At 34.9% G+C, this 19,873-nt stretch carries 18 protein-coding genes; 1 reads left to right on the top strand and 17 read right to left on the bottom strand.

Features of this window, described 5'->3' with window-relative positions:
- Window positions 1-8: 8 nt before the first annotated feature.
- The 12 genes from RCH18_RS09655 to fucP form a co-directional block, all read right to left on the bottom strand.
- Window positions 9-788 (bottom strand): SDR family oxidoreductase, encoded by a 780-nt coding sequence (locus RCH18_RS09655; protein WP_326936548.1) that lies wholly within the window; start codon window positions 786-788, stop codon window positions 9-11.
- Between the two features lie 10 nt (window positions 789-798).
- The gene (locus RCH18_RS09650; RefSeq protein ID WP_326936547.1) at window positions 799-1,626 is read right to left on the bottom strand and encodes an amidohydrolase family protein; all 828 of its coding nucleotides are present in this window, start codon (window positions 1,624-1,626) and stop codon (window positions 799-801) included.
- Window positions 1,623-1,961 carry an L-rhamnose mutarotase gene (locus tag RCH18_RS09645; protein WP_326936546.1) on the bottom strand — a complete coding sequence of 113 codons (339 nt, stop codon included), beginning with the start codon at window positions 1,959-1,961 and terminating at the stop codon, window positions 1,623-1,625. The genes RCH18_RS09650 and RCH18_RS09645 overlap by 4 nt, the downstream gene beginning before the upstream one ends.
- 3 nt (window positions 1,962-1,964) lie before the next feature.
- Window positions 1,965-2,819 (bottom strand): fumarylacetoacetate hydrolase family protein, encoded by an 855-nt coding sequence (locus tag RCH18_RS09640; protein WP_326936545.1) that lies wholly within the window; start codon window positions 2,817-2,819, stop codon window positions 1,965-1,967.
- Window positions 2,820-2,824: 5 nt separating this feature from the next.
- Window positions 2,825-4,156: an alpha-L-fucosidase gene (locus tag RCH18_RS09635; protein ID WP_326936544.1), complete on the bottom strand. Its 1,332-nt coding sequence runs from the start codon at window positions 4,154-4,156 to the stop codon at window positions 2,825-2,827.
- A 3-nt stretch (window positions 4,157-4,159) separates the two neighbouring features.
- The gene (locus RCH18_RS09630) at window positions 4,160-5,689 is read right to left on the bottom strand and encodes an alpha-L-fucosidase (RefSeq protein WP_326936543.1); all 1,530 of its coding nucleotides are present in this window, start codon (window positions 5,687-5,689) and stop codon (window positions 4,160-4,162) included.
- A gap of 57 nt (window positions 5,690-5,746) precedes the next feature.
- Complete coding sequence (locus RCH18_RS09625; protein ID WP_326936542.1) at window positions 5,747-6,331, bottom strand: LutC/YkgG family protein; 585 nt, start codon at window positions 6,329-6,331, stop codon at window positions 5,747-5,749.
- A gap of 1 nt (window position 6,332) precedes the next feature.
- Window positions 6,333-7,712, bottom strand: a complete 1,380-nt coding sequence (locus RCH18_RS09620) for a lactate utilization protein B (protein WP_326936541.1) — start codon at window positions 7,710-7,712, stop codon at window positions 6,333-6,335.
- 4 nt (window positions 7,713-7,716) lie between these two features.
- A complete protein-coding gene (locus RCH18_RS09615; RefSeq protein WP_326936540.1) occupies window positions 7,717-8,454 on the bottom strand; it encodes a (Fe-S)-binding protein in 738 nt (245 codons plus the stop codon).
- Window positions 8,454-9,218 carry an SDR family NAD(P)-dependent oxidoreductase gene (locus RCH18_RS09610; RefSeq protein ID WP_326936539.1) on the bottom strand — a complete coding sequence of 255 codons (765 nt, stop codon included), beginning with the start codon at window positions 9,216-9,218 and terminating at the stop codon, window positions 8,454-8,456. Before RCH18_RS09610 ends, RCH18_RS09615 begins: the two co-directional genes overlap by 1 nt.
- A 163-nt stretch (window positions 9,219-9,381) precedes the next feature.
- The gene (locus tag RCH18_RS09605) at window positions 9,382-11,037 is read right to left on the bottom strand and encodes a UxaA family hydrolase (RefSeq protein WP_326936538.1); all 1,656 of its coding nucleotides are present in this window, start codon (window positions 11,035-11,037) and stop codon (window positions 9,382-9,384) included.
- A 15-nt stretch (window positions 11,038-11,052) separates the two neighbouring features.
- Window positions 11,053-12,423, bottom strand: coding sequence for an L-fucose:H+ symporter permease (fucP, locus tag RCH18_RS09600; RefSeq protein WP_326936537.1), 1,371 nt, complete (start codon window positions 12,421-12,423; stop codon window positions 11,053-11,055).
- 114 nt (window positions 12,424-12,537) lie between these two features.
- Here fucP and RCH18_RS09595 point away from each other — a divergent pair, with 114 nt between their 5' ends.
- Complete coding sequence (locus tag RCH18_RS09595; RefSeq protein WP_326936536.1) at window positions 12,538-13,404, top strand: AraC family transcriptional regulator; 867 nt, start codon at window positions 12,538-12,540, stop codon at window positions 13,402-13,404.
- Window positions 13,405-13,764: 360 nt separating this feature from the next.
- Here the strand turns inward: RCH18_RS09595 and RCH18_RS09590 are convergent, their stop codons facing one another.
- The 5 genes from RCH18_RS09590 to RCH18_RS09570 form a co-directional block, all read right to left on the bottom strand.
- Window positions 13,765-15,027 (bottom strand): asparagine synthetase B, encoded by a 1,263-nt coding sequence (locus tag RCH18_RS09590; protein ID WP_326936535.1) that lies wholly within the window; start codon window positions 15,025-15,027, stop codon window positions 13,765-13,767.
- Window positions 15,028-15,118: 91 nt separating this feature from the next.
- Window positions 15,119-16,663, bottom strand: coding sequence for a replicative DNA helicase (gene dnaB, locus RCH18_RS09585; protein WP_326936534.1), 1,545 nt, complete (start codon window positions 16,661-16,663; stop codon window positions 15,119-15,121).
- A gap of 142 nt (window positions 16,664-16,805) precedes the next feature.
- The gene (locus RCH18_RS09580; RefSeq protein ID WP_326936533.1) at window positions 16,806-17,759 is read right to left on the bottom strand and encodes an acetyl-CoA carboxylase carboxyltransferase subunit alpha; all 954 of its coding nucleotides are present in this window, start codon (window positions 17,757-17,759) and stop codon (window positions 16,806-16,808) included.
- A gap of 90 nt (window positions 17,760-17,849) precedes the next feature.
- Window positions 17,850-18,764 carry a DMT family transporter gene (locus RCH18_RS09575; RefSeq protein ID WP_326936532.1) on the bottom strand — a complete coding sequence of 305 codons (915 nt, stop codon included), beginning with the start codon at window positions 18,762-18,764 and terminating at the stop codon, window positions 17,850-17,852.
- Entirely contained in the window at window positions 18,751-19,839 is a 1,089-nt protein-coding gene (locus RCH18_RS09570) for an LptF/LptG family permease (RefSeq protein ID WP_326936531.1), read from the bottom strand. The genes RCH18_RS09575 and RCH18_RS09570 overlap by 14 nt, the downstream gene beginning before the upstream one ends.
- Window positions 19,840-19,873 lie beyond the last annotated feature (34 nt).

The following is a 19,873-nucleotide window of genomic DNA, read 5'->3' as shown; positions in this document are numbered from 1 at the left end:
ATAATTTATTATAAACTTCTGTCTAAATGCGTATATCCTCCATCCACATAAATTAGTTGTCCAGTAGTATGACTTGATTTTTCAGAAAGTAGAAACACCACCATATTAGCAATTTCTTCAGCTGTGGTCATTCTATTTCCTAATGGAATTTTATCTGTGATTTGTTTTAATTTTTCTTCTGGACTATCAAATGTTTTTATCCATGTTTCATACAAAGGTGTATAACACTCTGCTACAATTACTGCATTGACACGAATATTGTACTTTAATAATTCAAGTGCCCATTCTCTGGTCAAAGCATTACGAGCACCATTAGACGCTGCGTAAGCTGAAGTACCTCCTTGACCGGTATCAGCTGTTTTCGAACCTATGTTTACAATACTGCCTTTTGATTTTTTTAATTCAGGCAAAGCATGATGCGCCATTAAATAATAATGTACTACGTTTTTATGCAAAGATTCTATAAAAGCTTGATAGTTTCCGCTCTCTAAACCCACGCCGTCATTGACACCTGCATTATTAATCAGTCCATCAATTCGTCCAAACTCAGCAACTATTCGCTTTATAGCCTTTTCGCAATCTTCAGGCTTTGTTAATTCAGCCACCACGGATTTTGCTTTCCCCCCCGCGGCTTCAATTTCTTTGATCGCTATTTGATTATCACTATCTTTTCGTCCAATGATTACTGGAATCGCCCCTTCCAAAGCTAAGACCTTGCAAATTCCAAGTCCAATTCCTTTGGCTCCACCCGTTACAATTATAATTTTATTTTCTAAATTTAAATTCATTTTTTTTACTTTATAAGTGATAGCATTTCACTGCATTGCCTCCCCAAATTTTATTTTGATCCTCTTTTGAAAAAGTTGAAAAATAATTTTCAACAATGCTACAACATTGCTTATACGACGCTGCTAATAAACAAACTGGCCAATCACTTCCAAACATTAGTCGGTCTATTCCAACATTATCTACGAGCACATCTAAGCAATACTTAAAATCTTCTGCTTTCCAATTGCTCCAATGGGCTTCAGTCACCATGCCAGAAACCTTGCAATATACATTTTTAAATGTCGCTAATTCCTTAATTCCCTTTTCCCATTCTGATACATTAGCACTTTGAAAATTTGGCTTTGCCAAATGATCAATTACAAAAGATTGTTGAGGAAAACGTGCTACAAACTTAGCTGCGTAAGACAAATGCTTTGGTAAAATCAATAAATCATAAGTGAAATTATATTTTTCTAATAGAGCAATTCCTTGACAAAAATCGTCTCCAAGCAAGAAATCATCCTCCGCTTCGCCCTGAACGATATGGCGAAAACCTTTTAGTTTATCAAATTTAGAAAAATAGTGTAACCGCTCTTCAATATTTACAGCTTTAAAATCGACCCAACCCACTACTGCTTTTATAAAATCATTATTAGCAGCAAGTTGAATTAAAAAATGAGTTTCCTCCTCACTTTGATCCGCCTGCACGGCAATACATCCATCAATATTATTTTCTTGTAATATAGGAAATAAGTCAGCAGGCATAAAATCCTGCTGAATTACTTTCATATCCTCACTAATCCACGCCTCTTTTATGGGATGATATTTCCAAAAATGCTGATGGCTGTCTATTTTCATTTCAGTTCAAATATTTTTTCCATAAGTATCCACTTTTCTCCTGGTTTTGCAAAAGGCAAGGCTTTTTGAAATTTCCACATTAGTTGTTCCCACTCTTGAACTTTAGGATTAGTAGCGTCCATTTTTGATTTTTGATCAAATGAAAATGTTTCGTCGGCCTCTATAATCATACACATTCTATTGCCCACACAGTAAATATCCAAGACTTCAATTCCTGAATCCTTAATGCTTTTTGTAATCTCTAGCCAAATATTTTGATGATACTCTTTATATTCAGCTATCAACTGCTCATTTTCTACTAAATCTAGTGCCAAACAATATTTTTGTGCTGCCATAATTTATTTGCTATAAGCGATTGCCACTTGTTTACTTGATCCTAAACCGTCCATTCCTAACTCAATTATATCACCTGCTTTGATATAAATTGGATTGGGCTTAATTCCTAATCCTACGCCTGGAGGTGTTCCTGTACTTACAATATCGCCCGGAAGCAAAGTCATAAATTGACTTAAATAATGCAATAAGAATGGAATTTTAAAAACTAAATTCGAGGTATTACTATTTTGGAATTTCTTACCATTAACCGTTAACCACATTGGAATATTATTTACATCAGCAATTTCATCTTGAGTGGCCAAGAAGGGTCCAAGTGGTGCAAAGGTGTCACAACCTTTTCCTTTGGCCCATTGACCACCCATTTCAATTTGGTATGCTCGTTCACTATAATCGTTTAACAAAGCATAACCGGCTACATAATCTAAAGCATCAGCTTCATCAACGTAACTTGCTTTTTTCCCCACTACAAAAGCTAGTTCTACTTCCCAATCTGTTTTTTCGCTATTTTTTGGAATAATTAAATCGTCATTTGGACCACATAATGAAGTAGTGGATTTAAAAAACAAAATAGGTTCCGTAGGAATTGGCGCATTCGTTTCTCTGCAGTGATCTACATAATTTAAACCAATACATATTATTTTAGAGGGTCTCGCTACCGGTGAGCCTAACCTAACGTCTAGAGCGACCTCTGGTAAATGCGGATCAGAAGCTAAAGTATTTTTCAGTTTTTCTAACCCGTCACTTTCGAAGAAAGATTCATCATAATCAGACACAATGGAGGACACATCATATCGCGTATTATCTATTATAATTCCTGGTTTTTCTTTTCCTGCTGCTCCAAATCGTATAAGTTTCATAATTTTTATTTAATTGTTATTTCAATAATTGTATCTATTGGATCTAAAATAATTCCTTGTAGATAGACATAAGTTCCTTCTGCCTTAATTTTATATTTTAATGCTGTTTTAGTATTGAGCAAATTGCATTTTACTATTTTAGTTTTCATCTCAGGAATCAAGATATAAGAACTGTCTTTTGGCTTTTTTATAATATGTGCATATACTGTTTTTTGCTTCGCCGTAACGGTTCCCCATTCCTGCGGTTTTATAATTCCGCCTCTAGTGCCATAAATACTTTCACCATTTATTTTCATCCAATCCCCTATTTCTTTTAAGGTTGCCACAAATTCTGGTTGAATCGTTCCATCAGGCATTGGTCCTACATTCAGCAAGAAATTAGCATTGAGACCAGCGGCATTCACCATATAATGAATTAAATCTTTGGTCAATTTGTATTTCGTATCTGTAATTTTAAAACCCCATGATTCATTCATAGTTTCACAAGTTTCCAAGGGCAATTGAGAAATAGACTGCCCTCCAAAACCAGTAGAATTTCCTCCCGGTAAATCTTTTTCGAAGGCTTGAAAATCTTCTCCCGGAATAGGCAACAAATGATGATTATTCGAAATCAAACAATGGGGCTGCAACGAATGAATTAAGGTATAAATCTCATCATAATGCCAATCTACTTTTGATTTTAAAGTTTTATCGGTGTCGTTATCCAATTGATCCCAATGACCGTCAAACCAAATTCCGTCAATTTTGCCATACTGGGTCAACAACTCTGTTAACTGTGCTTTCATAAAACGGATGTAACTTTCCCAATCGCTTTTTTCAGTTCTCCCTGTTCCTTTCCCAGTTTTTCCGGTTTCATATTGGTAATCGCTACGATACCAATCTAACAGCGAATAATATAAAAACAGTTTGATCCCTTCCTTGTGACATTCATCAGCTAACTGCTTTAAAACATCTTTGCCATAAGGCGTATTGGTAATTTTCCAATCAGATTGTTTGGTGTCCCAATTGCTAAAACTATCGTGGTGCCGAGTGATGAAAGTGATATATTTCATTCCTCCAGCTTTGGCCGTAGCCACCCATTTTTTAGCATCAAAGTTTTGCGGGTTGAATATATTAATCAGTCTTCCGTATTCCTTTACTCCAATATTTTTATTATTCATTACCCATTCGCCGTCACCCAGAACGCTAGAAGCACCCCAATGAATAAACATTCCCAGTTTCATATCCTGAAACTCCGTTCTTGCCGCTAAATTTTCAGCTGTAGGCGTATAGGTTTGAGCTTGCACAGCTACTATTGAGATACATGTAAATAATAGATATTGGATTACTTTTTTCATATTTTATTTTTTATCAGTAGTATCTAAATACAACCCTATTTCTGCCAGCGCTGGTTGTAATCGAGCAGCAACTATTCGCAATCTTACTTTAGAGGCTGTAATTGTAGGAAACTCTAACAAGCGTTTGAAACCGATCGTGGTTCCTTCTGTTGCTTTTTTCCACTGTCCATTTTCCCAATATTCTAGAATAAACTGTTCTACTCTTTGTCCCTTTCGAATATTTTCCTGAAGCAATAATACATTAAATGTTTTTGCTCCTTTTAAGTCCAATTCAACAGCATCATCATTTCCTTTCATTGAAAATGTATGATCTGTAGCGTCGTTTCCGTCTAATAAATATTTAATTTTTTTTACTTTTCCAGTGGCCTTTGCATTTTTCATCAAGTTTACTTTGAAAATTTCATCTAGCTTTCCTCTCCATTCCTTTAGAGCATTTACATCGTAATCAGTAAACAAACCTCTTTTGTCTGGTGGTATATTTAATAAAAGCACTCCGTTTCTTCCCACTGAATGAAAATAAATCTCTTTCAAGTAGGCAGGAGTTTTTACTTTTTTATCTTCTGCTTCATGGTAAAACCATCCTGGACGAATCGACACATCCGTTTCTGCGGGATACCATTTTAGAGCATCTCCATCTTTCAACTGACTGCGACTTCCTAAAACACTCCCTCGCATGTCCCCTGCTGGCGGTGAATCAGCCGTTGTTTGAGAACCATTATCTGTTTTATTCTTTTTTCCTACCGGCACTACACTCCATTCTTGCTCACGTCCGTGTCCCGTTTCTGTACCTACCCAGCGCACATCAGGACCTGAGACTGCGATTACCGCTTGAGGTTGTAATTTTCGAATTAATGCGTACCATCTTTCAAAATCATATACTTGCTTTTTACCGTTAGGACCTTCGCCATTGGCTCCGTCAAACCAAACCTCATCTACTTGTCCATATTGCGTCAATAATTCAGTTAGTTGAGCGACCATAACGTCATTATACGCATCAGTACCATAACTCGGGTGATTTCTGTCCCAAGGCGAAACATAAACGCCAAAACCTACGCCCAATTCTTTACAAGCATCAGCAACTTCTTTTACTACATCGCCTTTCCCATCTTTCCAAGGGCTTTTTTTCAAAGAGTATTCCGTTGTTTTTGTTGGCCATAAGCAAAAACCATCATGGTGTTTAGCGGTAATGATCACTTGCTTAATACCTGCATCTTTACACGATTTTACCCATTGTCTAGCATCTAAAGCGGTTGGGTTAAATAACTTTGGGTCGTCCTTACCTTCTCCCCATTCTCTACCTGTAAAAGTGTTCATTCCAAAATGGATAAACCCTGTTAATTCTAACTGTTGCCAGCGCAATTGCTCGGGAGTTGGGACAATGTTGGCCGCAATTTCAACCAATTCATTTTCTGACATGGATGGATTGATTACCACAAAGTTTTTTTGTTGGCCATAACTCGCGAATGCAATTGACGAAAAAGCTAAGCCTAGTGCTATATGTTTTAAGCGCGTTTTATTATTACTATTACTCATATTTTATATTTTTAAATTTATAATTTATTTTTATTGTTGCAATTTACTTTTCCTTATTTACTCTACAATATAAACCATTGTGCTTCTCGCTCCATGTGCTCCAATTACTAATGATTGCTCAATATCTGCCGTTTTTGATGGTCCTGCGATAAAAGCACCGAAACCCTCACTGTCCATAGCAATTTTGTCATAAGCATTGTGCATTGTTGCCACTATATCTTTTTTATCGATTACTAAAACTAAATGCTGACAGATAAAAGGTAAGACTCTGTTTTTCATTTGGCTTTCATATACCCATATTGCGCCATTTTCAGCAACGGCAACTGTTCCTCTAATATAAGCTCTTTCTACTTTTTCTAATTCGAATGCTGATCCGGAAATAGCAGGTTCATTTTCAGGAGATGCGCCAGTAATGGTATCAATAATAAAAGTGTTAGTATCTTTATCGGCTCTAATTTTTTCCTTTAAAAGATCTAAATTCGGAATCAATTCAATTTTTCCTCCTATACTTTCTAATACCGTTTTAAACTGTAAAAAATAATCTTTATATTCAATAACAGCAGAACGTTCAATAACAGGCAGTGGAACCAAAGTAGGCTGATTAGCAGCTATTGCATTCAATATATTTTCTCTTGAACTCATCCTATTCTTTTATTTTTATTTTTCCGTTTTTCATATACCATTCTCTAAAGGATTCCTTTGGTGGTTCGGGCATTTCTCTTTGCTTGTACCAAGGATTTAATTTGTTGTTAGTCACAGCTGGAAACACTTTCATCATTCGTCTTCCCATTTTTCCTGCAAAACGATACACACTTGGTTTAGAAAACAGATAAGCCATCGTTTTCATACCAATCGTTTTGGTGGTATCAGCATAACCTTCGGCTACAATAACTTGTCTCCATTTGTACAATTGCTCGTGGATATTGATTTTTACTGGACAAACATTAGTGCAACTGCCACATAAGGTAGATGCAAAAGGCAAATCAGCATTAGCTTTCATGTCTAAATTTGGACTTAAAATAGAACCAATAGGCCCTGCAATAGCGGTGTGATAACTATGCCCACCACTTCTACGATATACAGGACAGGTGTTAAAACAAGCCGCACAACGAATGCATTTTAGCGAATCTCTAAAGTCAGGACGCCCTAATTGCTTACTTCGACCATTATCGACAATTACAATGTGCATTTCCTTTCCCGCTCTTGGTTTGTGAAAATGACTCGAATACGTAGTTACGGGTTGACCCGTAGCACTTCTTGCTAATAATCGTAAAAAAACGGCTAGATGTTCTGCTTTTGGAATAATTTTCTCAAATCCCATACACGCAATATGTACATCAGCAGTATGCGCTCCCATATCTGCATTTCCTTCATTGGTGCAAACCACAAAACCTCCTGTTTCTGCTAAAGCAAAATTGACTCCTGTAATGGCAAGTTCTGATTGAACAAACTTATCACGTAAATGCAGTCTAGCAGCTTCAGTTAAATATTGTGGGTCGTTATTTCCCTTTTCTGTTTGTAAATGCTCATGGAAAGTTTCACTTACATCTTCTCTTTTTAAGTGAATGGCTGGCAATACAATATGACTTGGCGCCTCTTTTCTAAACTGAACAATACGTTCACCTAGATCCGTATCCACCACTTCTACTCCTTGTTCTTGTAGGTATTCATTCAAATGACATTCCTCAGTAAGCATACTTTTACTCTTCACAATCTTTTTAATCTTGTGTTTTTGAATAATACTATGAATAATTTTATTGTGCTCTAATGCATCAGCAGCCCAATGAACAATGATGCCATTTGCTTTAGCTTTCTCTTCAAATTCAGTTAAGTAATTAGAAAGATTAGAAAGTGTATGATTTTTTATTTGCGAAGCCCATTCTCTCAAATCTTCCCATTCAGGCAAGCCATGAGCTGCTTTATCCCTTTTCTCACGAACAAACCACAAAGTTTCGTCATGCCAATCAGTTCTAGGCTCGTCAGCATTAAATTTTTCCGCTAATTCAGCATGTGTTGTTTTCATCTTTTTATAATGAGCTATTCAATATCTCAGCAATATGAATGGTTTTTACAGTACTTCCTTGTCTTTTTAAAATCCCTTCTAAGTGCATTAAGCAGCTAGTATCCCCTGCGGTAATATATTCTACATCATTTTGATCATGTTCTGCAATTCTATCTTTCCCCATTTTGACACTAACAGCTTCTTCAAACACACAAAAAGTACCGCCAAAACCACAACATTCATCACTGCGTTTAGGTTTGCTTAATTGAATGTCAGCAACCATATTCAATAATTGTTCAGGTTTAGAAAATGAAGGCAACATTCTTTCTGACATAGACGAAAGATGTAAACCTCTCTGTCCGTGACAGCTATTGTGTATTCCTACTTTATAAGGAAAACGAGCCTGTAGCTTTTCTATTTTTAAAATATCAGTTAGGAATTCTGTAAGTTCATAAACAGTATTTCTAATATGCGCTGCTTTTTCGGGATGTACCGCATCTTGCAAGTGCTCTTTTATATGTAAAATGCAACTTCCTGAGGGAGCGACTATATAATCGAAACCATCAAAATTTTTAACAAAATTAATATCGCAACCTTTGCTTGATGAAGCAAAACCGCTATTAGCCATCGGCTGACCACAGCAGGTTTGTTCTAATGGGAAACTCACCTCACAACCTAATTTTTCTAATAGTTGCAAAGTAGCAATACCCACTTGCGGATAAAACTGATCGATATAACACGGTATGAATAAGGCAACTCTCATTAATTATTTAATTTTATAAATCCTCCATCAATAGGGTAATCACAACCTGATATAAATCCGGCTTCATCGCTGCATAAAAACAGTGCTAAAGCGGCAACCTCATCTGGTTTACCCATACGGCCAATGGGCTGAGACTTAGATAATTTTTCAAAAATGGCTGCTTCTTGTCCAGGATAAGTTTTTGAAATAAAACCGTCTACAAATGGTGTATGTACTCTTGCTGGAGAAATAGAATTACAACGTATATTTTCACTAAGATAATCCTTAGCAACTGACAAAGTCATAGCCATAACCGCTCCTTTTGCAGTCGAATAAGCAAATCGATCTGGTATCCCAACCCAAGCCGCAATAGACGCCATATTTACAATCACACCACCATTACTTTTACGGAATTGCGGAATTGCAGCGAATAAGCAGTTGTACACTCCTTTTACGTTGACATTCATAATGCGATCAAAATCAGCTTCGGGTGTTGTATCTACTTTTCCAATATGAGCAATTCCGGCATTGTTGACTAGGATATTGATAGCTCCAATTTTTTCGAATGTAGCTACTGCTGCTTCATGACTGGCAACGTTGCAAGCGTGCGCAAAAACTTGCCCGCCTTCGGCAGTAATTTCTTCCACTGCTATTTTAGAACTTTCCTCTGTTAATTCTAGAATATGAACTGTTGCCCCTTGCTTCGCAAATAAAGCCGAAATCGCTTTCCCTATTCCGCTACCGCCTCCGGTTACAACCGCTATTTTATTTTGTAATGAAAACATAATATGTGTTTTTTAATTTTTAATTAGAACAATGATATAATTTTAAACCATATAAGAAATTTAAGAACATTTAAGTTTTAGAATGAACTTAATTAGGCAAATAGCATTTAGCTTTAATTTTGCCATTACTGAATTTAAATTACTAATTCTTTAGTATAAAAAACTATAAAGAAACTCCTCTCTTCCAAGGAATAAAATCATCTTGATTTAGTTGTACTGCTTTTGGAATAATTTCTCCACTAGCTGCTTTAATACAATATTCCAGAATATCTTCTCCCATCTCCTCAATAGATTTTTCTCCGCTGATCACTGGACCACAATCTATATCAATAATATCGCTCATTTTTTTAGCTAATACTGAATTTGTAGCCACCTTAATTACGGGACAAACAGGATTTCCTGTTGGTGTTCCTAAACCTGTGGTAAACAGTATTAATGTCGCTCCCGCCGCTGCTTTACCCGTTGTGGCTTCGACATCGTTTCCAGGCGTACACACTAAGCTTAATCCAGGTTTTGTAACGGGTTCTGTATAATCTAAAACATCTACAACTGGTGCAGTACCGCCTTTTTTAGCCGCACCTGCGCTTTTGATGGCATCGGTAATTAAACCATCTTTTATGTTTCCTGGTGAAGGATTCATGTGAAAACCAGACCCCACTTTATGGGCTAATGCATCGTAAGACTGCATTAAATAAATAAATTTATCAGCTGATTCTTTGGTGGTACAACGATCTATTAAATTCTGCTCTACGCCACATAATTCTGGAAATTCTGCTAATAGGACCTTACCTCCTAATGCAATCAGTAAATCAGAGGTATAACCTACGGCTGGATTAGCAGAAACTCCGCTAAAACCATCACTTCCGCCACATTTTACTCCTAAAACTAAATCGCTTAATGGTGCTGGAGATCTTTCTAATTTATTTATTTCTATCAATCCAGCAAAAGTTTGCTTGATTGCATCTGCTATTAGTTGCTCCTCACTAACGGTTTGTTGCTGTTCAAAAACCAGTAGTGGTTTGTCAAATAAAGGATTTTGCGCTTTAACATCGTTTACAAAATCTTGTACTTGTAAATGCTGACAACCCAAGCTCAAAAGTGTAATTCCAGCTACGTTAGGATGATTAGCATAAGCCGCTAATAAGGCACTCAAAGTAGCTGAATCTTGTCGCGTGCCACCGCATCCACCTTGATGATTTAGGAATTTTATACCATCTACATTTTTAAAAACGCGATCAACATGGTTTGTTGGTGACAACTCTAAATCAATCGATTCAATGGCTTCACCATCTTGATACGCTTTTAGTAATTGATGTGTATATTGCGTGTACTTATCACTGACAGAATAACCCAATTCATTTTGTAAGGCTTCTTTTATTACATCTAAATTTCTATTTTCACAGAAAACCGTTGGAACAAAAAGCCAATAATTAGCGGTTCCTACTCGACCATCTTTTCTTTTAAAGCCGTTAAAAGTTCTGTTTTTGTATTTGGAAACATCCGGTGCATTCCACGAATAATCTATATCGCGATAGCCATAAGGTTCAGCAGCATGTTTTAAATTTTCGATAGTCATTAAGCTTCCTTTAGCAATATCACACTGCACTTTCCCAACTAAAACACCATACATAGTTACTTCATCACCTAACTTTAAATCAGTCGTGTAAAATTTATGTTTAGCCTTAGTCGTATTTTGAAGTATGTACGTTTCTCCTTCAAAAAAAACCAATTCATTTTGAGGTAAATCAGTTAAAGCCACCAGAACATTATCTTTTGGGTGCATTTTAATTACCAATCGTTTCGTTTCGTTATTTAACATAGTATATAAATAAATTTAAGCTTTATTAGCTTTATGTCCGTTGAATGCAAATAATAATATTACTGAAAAGCATACTAATGGAACTAGATAACCCATTTGAATACTTCCTGTAGCATCAGAAATAACTCCTAATACTGGTGGAAGTAAAGCACCACCTACAATAGACATTACAATTAATGAAGATCCTATTTTAGTATTATTTCCCAATCCGTCAATTCCCATAGAAAAGATCGTAGGAAACATAATACTCATAAAAAAAGCAATGGCAATTAAGGTATAAACTACTATTATTCCCGTTCCTGTTATGGCTAAAATGGTCAACAAAATATTAATTATGGTATAGATTATTAATAATTTTCGAGGATGAATGTACTGCATTAAGAATGTGCCAGCAAAACGGCCTAACATAAAAGCAAGTCCAAAAAATCCTAAATATTTAGCAGCAGTTCCTTCCTCTAAACTTGCAGTTGTAGTTGCCATTTTAATAAAAAAACTTCCCACACAAACCTGAGCACCCACGTAGAAAAATTGAGCTACAATTCCCCATCTCAATTTCATAGATTGCAACGCACCTGAAAAACTTGATTCATTAGCACCATCATTATCTTCCTCTTTAATATCAGGCATTCTTGTAAAATAAACCAAAATAGCAACTATAAAAATAATTATTCCTAAAATTAAATACGGCATTTTGACACTTGCTGCTTCTGAAGCTAAATAAGTATTTAGTTCAATTGCTGGCATACTTGCCATTTCAGCTTCCGTATAATTTTTACCTGATAAGATCATAGGACCCACAAATGTAGGAGCTATAAAAGCAGCTAAGCCATTAAAAGATTGTGCAAAATTTAATCTTTTTGTAGCTGTTTCTGGCGGTCCTAATACGGTAACATAAGGATTAGCAGCAGTTTCTAGGAATGTTAATCCACAGGCAATTACAAATAATGCTCCAAGAAAATATACATATTGCAAAGAATTAGCAGCGGGTACGAAAAGGATAGATCCAATTCCAAATAAAACTAATCCAATCAAGATTCCTGATTTATAACCGTATTTTCGAGCTATATATCCTGCTGGCAATGCCATAGCAAAATAAGCAATAAAAACTGCTGAGTCTACTAACGAAGATTCGAAGTCTGTTAAGTTAAAGGCTTTTCTTAAATGCGGAATCAGTATAGGATCTAAATTGTGTACAAATCCCCAAAAGAAAAATAAACTAGTCACTAAAATAAATGGAAATAACCACTTTTTCGAATCATCACCGTCTCCTTTATTATTTAGACCATTAGCGCCTCCTTTTTCTTTTTTATCAAAAGAAAATTCACTTTCTTGCAACTCATCAGAAATAGCTTTGTTATATTGCCCCGAATCCGAATTTAATGCCATTTACATTTTTTATTAAATTTATACTTATTTACAAGTGGAAAGTTATATATACTGCCACATATTTAATACTCAAATATTATCTTTGTTTAATTACTAATTATCATTAATTGAGAAATGAAAATCGAAAAAACTAAAATAACATCTTATCTAAACAGTTCTATTTCTGTTATTTCCAGAGAAGAGTCTTTTTTTCAATCTCCTTTTCATTCCCATCCAGAATTAGAACTAGTTTACATTAAGGAAAGTTATGGCAAACGAATTATTGGTAATTCGGTGGCCTCTTTTGAATCGGGAGATATGGTGTTTTTAGGTTCTGATATCCCGCATGTATGGTTAAACGATGAAATATATTATCAACAAACCAATAATCTAAAAGCAAAAGCAATTGTTATTTACTTTAATAAAGAACTCTTTGGCCCAGCTTTTTACGAATTAAAAGAAGCTCATAAAATCAATGCTCTTTTTAATAATGGTATTAGAGGTTTATCTATTGATGGCAAAACAAATAAAAAAATAGCCAAAAAATTAGAGAAACTAGTTGATAAGAAAAATTTCGAAATTATTATAGGCCTTTTTGAGATACTGTCCATTCTATCTGAAAGCACTGATCTTACATTTGTTAATAATGAAGCATATTCACCCATAAAAGACCAGAATACAAACGATCGTTTATCAGCTGTTTTTATCTATTTAAAAGAAAATTATAAACAAGATATTTCCCTTATTGAAATAGCTAAAATTGCCAATCTTACTCCAACTTCTTTTTGCAGAGTGTTTAAATTAAAAGCTAAAAAAAGTTTTGTAGAATATCTGAATGAAGTCCGTATTGCCAACGCTTGCAAATTCCTTATGGAAACTGATATGGGCATCTCTGAAATCGCCTACGAATGCGGATTTAAAACCGCTTCCAATTTTAATAGAATTTTTAAAAAATCAACGGCAACAACTCCTAAAGAGTATAAGAAAAATGCTGAAAATTAAAACTCTATTCCATTACTAGTGTTTATTAAAATATAAGTCATAATTAAATGGCTAAATAAAGCAGGGTGTATTTAAAAAATCCTCATCTGATAAATTCTTTAGCTCATTCAATTGCTATTTACTAACATAAGTGATTAGAAGAAAATAATGTCGCTATTTTTTACCATATAAGCCATATAAGTTTTCAATGTAATCTCTTAAAAGTTTTGAATTTTATAAGATTAAAGGATGGTTGATTGTTGTTAAATCAAGAACATATAAGTAAATAAACTACAATAGCTAACTACGACAATAATTTATTCTCATAACTGAATAGTAAATGAGCTATGGAAATATTGTGGAAATGAACTAATCTAAAAATCAGGTTTTTAATTTTTTCTTTTTAGCGGCAGGAAATAGCACGTTGTTTAAGATTAAACGATAACCAGGTGAATTAGCATGTAAGTCTAAAACCGTAGGTGGATCGCCAACTTGATGCTGAAAATCTTCGGGATCATGACCACCATAAAAAGTAAACATCCCTTTACCCTTTTGACCGTGAATATAGCGCGCCTCACCATTTAACTCACAACTTCCTAAGGTTAAAACATTCGATTTTATAAGTGCAGCATCAAATGCTGTAGTTTGGCCCATAAATCCTTTTACAAGCTGGGTGTGATTTTGACAAAGCATGCTAGGCACAGGATCCCATTTAGCAGAAAATTCCATTAGTGTAAAATAATCTTTTTCAAATGGAATTCTTCTTTTGTTAGTCATATCAATATCAGAAAACTCATAAACCTCAGGTCTTCTCTCTAAAGTAAAATCTTTAAAAGCAAAGGAATTGCTGTAGTTTATCTTGGATTGGTAATTTGCATCACTAGCATCGCCATCAAACATAGCTTCGCAAATGTCTAAACCATCAGCTGACAATGCAATATCAAAACTATCTGTTGCAGAGCACATGGCAAACATAAAGCCGCCACCAATTACAAAATCTCTAATTTTTTTAGCCACCGCTCCTTTTTCTATAGACACTTTTTCAAATCCTAATTTTGCTGCTAATTTTTCAGATTCCTTTTTTTGATCAATATACCAAGGCACATTTTTATAAGTAGCATAGAACTTGCCATATTGACCTGTAAAATCCTCATGGTGCAAGTGCAACCAGTCATAAAGTAGCAATTGATCTGTTAACACTTCCTCGTCATAAATGGCAGTAAATGGAATCTCCGCATAAGTCAACACTAATGTCACTGCATCATCCCAGGGTTGTTTCCCTTTGGGAGTGTAAACAGCTATTTTAGGTGCTTTTTCTAAAAGAACCGATTCCATATTTTGAGAAGGACTTGCTATTTCATTTAGAATAGTGATTTGTTCACTTTCAGAAATCACTTCAAAACTAACGCCTCTAATTTGGCATTCTTTACGAATTTCCGGAGCATCAGGCAGTAAAAAAGAACCGCCACGATAATTGAGCAACCAGCTCGCTTTGTAATTTTTATCAATGCACCAATAGGTAATTCCGTACGCTTTTAAATGGTTTTGCTGTGTAGAATCATCCATTGGAATTAAAAGAAAAGAGGCTCTTATAGAAAATGAAAGAAGCAAGATAACAATCCAAAGTGATCTTTTAATCAGCATAACATATATTTTAACTTCAAAGATAAATGTTTTATCTGGGACTTATAGCATAAAAAAAGTCTACTAAAAAAGCAGACTTTAAACTTATTATTTAAAAAGGTACATCGCTGTCATCATCAGGATCATTAAAATTGCTGCCAAAAGCTTCATTCGCTGATGGTAAATTCTTTGTAACAAATGGATTGTCATCCTGATTCATACTTGATGGCAAATCATCATAACTGCCGCTATGGTCCTCTAAATTGTCAAACTTTCCTAGATGTCCTATAAATTTTAATCGCACGTTTTCAATGCTACCATTACGGTGCTTGGCTATCATAATTTCGGCCTGACCAGCTGTAGGTGATGCTTCATCATCATCCCACTCATCTATTTTGTAATATTCTGGTCTGTATAAAAAAGAGACAATATCAGCATCTTGCTCAATTGCCCCTGATTCCCGTAAATCAGAAAGTAGCGGTCTTTTACTAGATCCACGAGTTTCCACTGCACGCGATAATTGGGAAAGTGCTATTACTGGAACATTCAATTCTTTGGCTAATGCCTTTAAGTTTCGAGAAATACTAGAAATTTCTTGTTCTCTATTTCCACCGCCTTTTCCATTTCCTCCGGCGGTCATCAATTGCAAATAATCTACAATAATGATACGGATTCCGTGTTGTGAAACTAAACGTCTGGATTTTGCTCTTAAATCAAAAATTGATAATGACGGTGTGTCATCAATAAATAATGGTGCCTTTTCTAAATTTTTAACCTTTGTACTTAATTGTTCCCATTCGTGTTTTTCCAATTTTCCTGTACGCAGTTTCTCTGAAGACAAACCTGTTTCAGATGAAATTAAACGTGTGATTAATTGCACCGAAGCCATCTCCAGCGAAAACAATGCCACAGGCATTCCATAATCTATAGCCATATTTCGAGCCATAGAAAGTACAAAAGCTGTTTTTCCCATTGCTGGTCGCGCCGCAATAATAATTAAATCGCTAGGTTGCCATCCTGATGTAATCTTATCCAGTTTATCAAAACCTGTTGCCACTCCACTTAATCCTTCTTGCCCTGCAATTTCTTCTATCCTTTTCTTAGCTTGTAACACTAAACTTTGAGCGGTCTCTGAGCTTCGTTTTATATTTCCTTGCGTTACTTCATATAATTTAGATTCGGCTCTATCCAATAAATCAAAAACATCAGTGGTTTCATCATAAGAGTCTTCAATAATTTCAGTCGAAATCCGAATCAAACTGCGCTGAATAAATTTCTGTAGAATGATCCGAGAGTGAAACTCGATATGTGCTGATGATGATATCTTTTGCGTCAGCTGAATCAAATAGAAATCACCCCCAGCGAGTTCTAATTTGGCATTTTTCTTAAGCTGAGCTGAAACCGTTAATAAGTCAATAGGTTGAGTTTCTGTAAAAAGCTGAACGATGGCTTCAAATATATGTTTGTGCGCTTCTTTATAAAAAGCGTCTGGTTGCAAAATATCAATTACATCATCAACTCCCTTTTTGTCAATCATCATAGCGCCTAGCACAGCCTCCTCTAATTCAAGTACTTGTGGCTGTAGCTTTCCTTTTTCAAGGCTTATAATAGTAGTTTTATCAATCTTAAGCGGACTAATATTTCTAAAGTTTTCCATAGAGCGAAAGTAATAAAAATTAAAAAAATATAGCGAATGAGTTGTTACAAATAATTGTTTATAATTCGTTACTTTTTGTTTATAACACAAAAAAATCCGTCTTATTAATTAACAAGACGGATTACATTTAAGTTTAAAAGAACTACTCTCTATACTCACCCATTTCTAAGTATTTCTCCATTCTTTTTGCAATCAGTTTTTCTGTTGATAAGTCTTTTAATTCATTATAACCTTTCATGATATATTGCTCTACTGTTTTGAAAGCAGTTTGTCTATCGTAATGTGCTCCACCTAATGGTTCTGGGATAATATCATCAACTAATTTTTGTTTTTTCATATCAGCAGAAGTCAACTTCAAGGCCGCAGCAGCTTGTTCTTTGTATTCCCAACTTTTCCAAAGTATAGAAGAACAAGATTCAGGAGATATTACAGAGTACCAAGTGTTTTCCATCATATATACTTTATCACCTACACCTATTCCTAATGCTCCACCAGAGGCACCTTCACCTACGATAACGGTGATAATTGGCACTTTTAAACGAACCATCTCAAAAATATTTCTAGCAATAGCTTCACCCTGCCCGCGTTCTTCTGCTTCTAATCCTGGATAGGCTCCGGGAGTATCAATAAGCGTCAGTACAGGAATTCCAAATTTTTCGGCCATTTTCATCAAGCGCAATGCTTTTCTATACCCTTCAGGATTTGCCATTCCGAAATTACGAAATTGACGCGTTTTAGTATTAAATCCTTTTTGTTGACCTACAATCATAAACGACTGTCCGTCAATTTTACCTAAACCGCCTATCATCGCTTTGTCATCTTTAAATCCTCTGTCGCCAAAAAGCTCTAAAAATGTATCACCGCACAAAGCACGCACATGATCCATTGTATAGGGACGGCTAGGATGTCTTGATAATTGCACGCGTTGCCAAGCAGTCAAGTTTTTATATATAGTCCTTTTAGTCTCTTCCAGTTTTTTGTTGATTTGCTTACAAGTATTGGTGACATCAACATCTGATTCTTTTCCAATAATAAGACATTTATCTAACTGCTCTTCTAATTCTTTTATCGGAAGCTCAAAATCTAAATATTCCATAGGATTTTTGCGTTTTTGTTTAATTTCGAACGGCAAATATAAAATTTTATATCGTTCCTTATGGCTATTTTTCTATTTATCTGTAAAATGTTAGTGGATCAAAGTGGGATTTTCTTTGGCAAATTTTTTCTTTTGATACTGCTTTATAATACCATTTACTATCACAGTAATAACTATTATCAAAGCTCCAATATAAAATTCGAAACTCATTTTTTCTTTTCCACCTAGAATAAAATAAGCTAGAATAATTCCGTACACAGGTTCTAAATTAGTGGTTAACATAACAGTATATGGCGTCAGTTTTTGCATCACTTTTACCGAAGCTGTAAAGGCATAAGCAGTGCAAACAGAAGCCAAAATAAGAATTAACATCCAATTGTTAATTGATAAAACAAAGAAGTCTAAGGTGAATTTACCTTGGAACAAAAAATAGAGTGATATGAAAAATGCACCTGCTAAAAATTCGTAAAATGAAATAACCGAGGGATCATGATCTGCAATTAATTTACCATTCATCAATGTAAACAAAACCCCTAAAATTATTGCTGCTAAAGCATATAACATCCCATCTAGATAATTGATTTCTACTTTTAATATCAACGCTAAACCTGCAATAATAATCAATCCAAGAAACACTTCATACCACAACACTTTACGACCAAAAAAAAGCGGTTCTAAAATGGAGGCAAAAAAAGCACCCAACGAAAATATAGACAAGGTAATTGAAACATTAGATACATGTATGGCTTTAAAGAAAAAGATCCAGTGCAAGGCAATCAGTAATCCAACAAAAATAAGTTTTAGAAAGGATCTTAATGGAATCTTAAATGACTTTTTTTTATTAAAAACAAGAAAAAAACCAAGGAAAATAGCTGCAAATAACATTCTATACCACACTAGAGCGTCGGCTGAAATGGTGATCAAAGCACCAAGAATAGCTGTAAATCCCCAGATAAAAACTATTAAATGAAGGTTTAAGTAACTTTTTAAATTATCGTTTTGCATTTCGTAATAAATAAATGGCTAAAATTCCAAAGGCAATATTAGGCAACCACACGGCTACCATAGGAGGAATACTAGATTTCTCTGCTAATACTCCAAAGATTTTGTCAAAAAACACAAAGGCAAAAGCAAGTGCTATACCAATAGCTAGATTGGTTCCCATTCCGCCTCTGCGTTTCATTGATGAAACAGCGACAGCAATAATGGTTAATATAAATGCGGAAACAGGTACGCTATATTTTTTATATAAAACCACTAAATAAACATTAATATTAGATGAGCCTCGTTCTTGTTCTTTTTTAATAAAAGAGTTTAGTTTCCCTAAAGTCAGCGTCTCCGCAATATAGACCACTGGAGTTAAATCTTCTAGATCAAAACTAAACTTGGCTTTTTTTTCAGGAGCTTTTTCAATTTTATCATTCAGTGGCCCCACCGTCCTTTTCGAATAATCGTACAGCGTATAATCCTTTTCTTTTGGATTCCATTTTATTCTACTTGCCGTGATCTTATGAACTAATTTTTGATCTTTAAATTTTTCTAATGAAAAATTAAAAGCAGTTTTTGATTCTGTGTTGAAACTATTAACATAAATAAATTCACTGGCACTAATTTGTCGAAATACATCAGTATTATCTCCTCGCATGGCCTCTCTTCCACCGCCCTTTAAATAGGTATATCTAAAATTATTATAGCCTTCACTAGCCGCTGGAACAACAAAAAATCCCATTAAAAGCACAAACACAGAAACTATGGACGCTCCTATAAGATAAGGTCTTAAAAAACGTGTGAACGAAATACCCGAACTCAAAATTGCAATAATCTCAGTATCATTAGCTAGTTTAGAGGTAAACCAAATCACTGATAAAAATAAAAATATCGGAAAAAGAGAGCTGGCAAAATAGATTGTAAAATTATAATAGTAAAAAGCGATCTCTAAAAGAGGCACTTTATTCTCAAGTAATTTATTTATTTTTTCCGCTACGTCAACAACAATCCCAATAGGAATAAACAATAGCAACATCACTGCAAAAGTGGCTAAATATCTTTTTAGGATGTATTTATCAATTATTGTTAGCATAATAAAGTTTAATCGGTGATTTGTTTAAGCGATT

The organism is Flavobacterium sp. PL11 (assembly GCF_035985025.1).
In the GTDB taxonomy this organism is placed as follows: domain Bacteria; phylum Bacteroidota; class Bacteroidia; order Flavobacteriales; family Flavobacteriaceae; genus Flavobacterium.
Note: the sequence above shows the minus strand (reverse complement) of the source record. Positions and strands in the feature narration are given on the sequence as shown.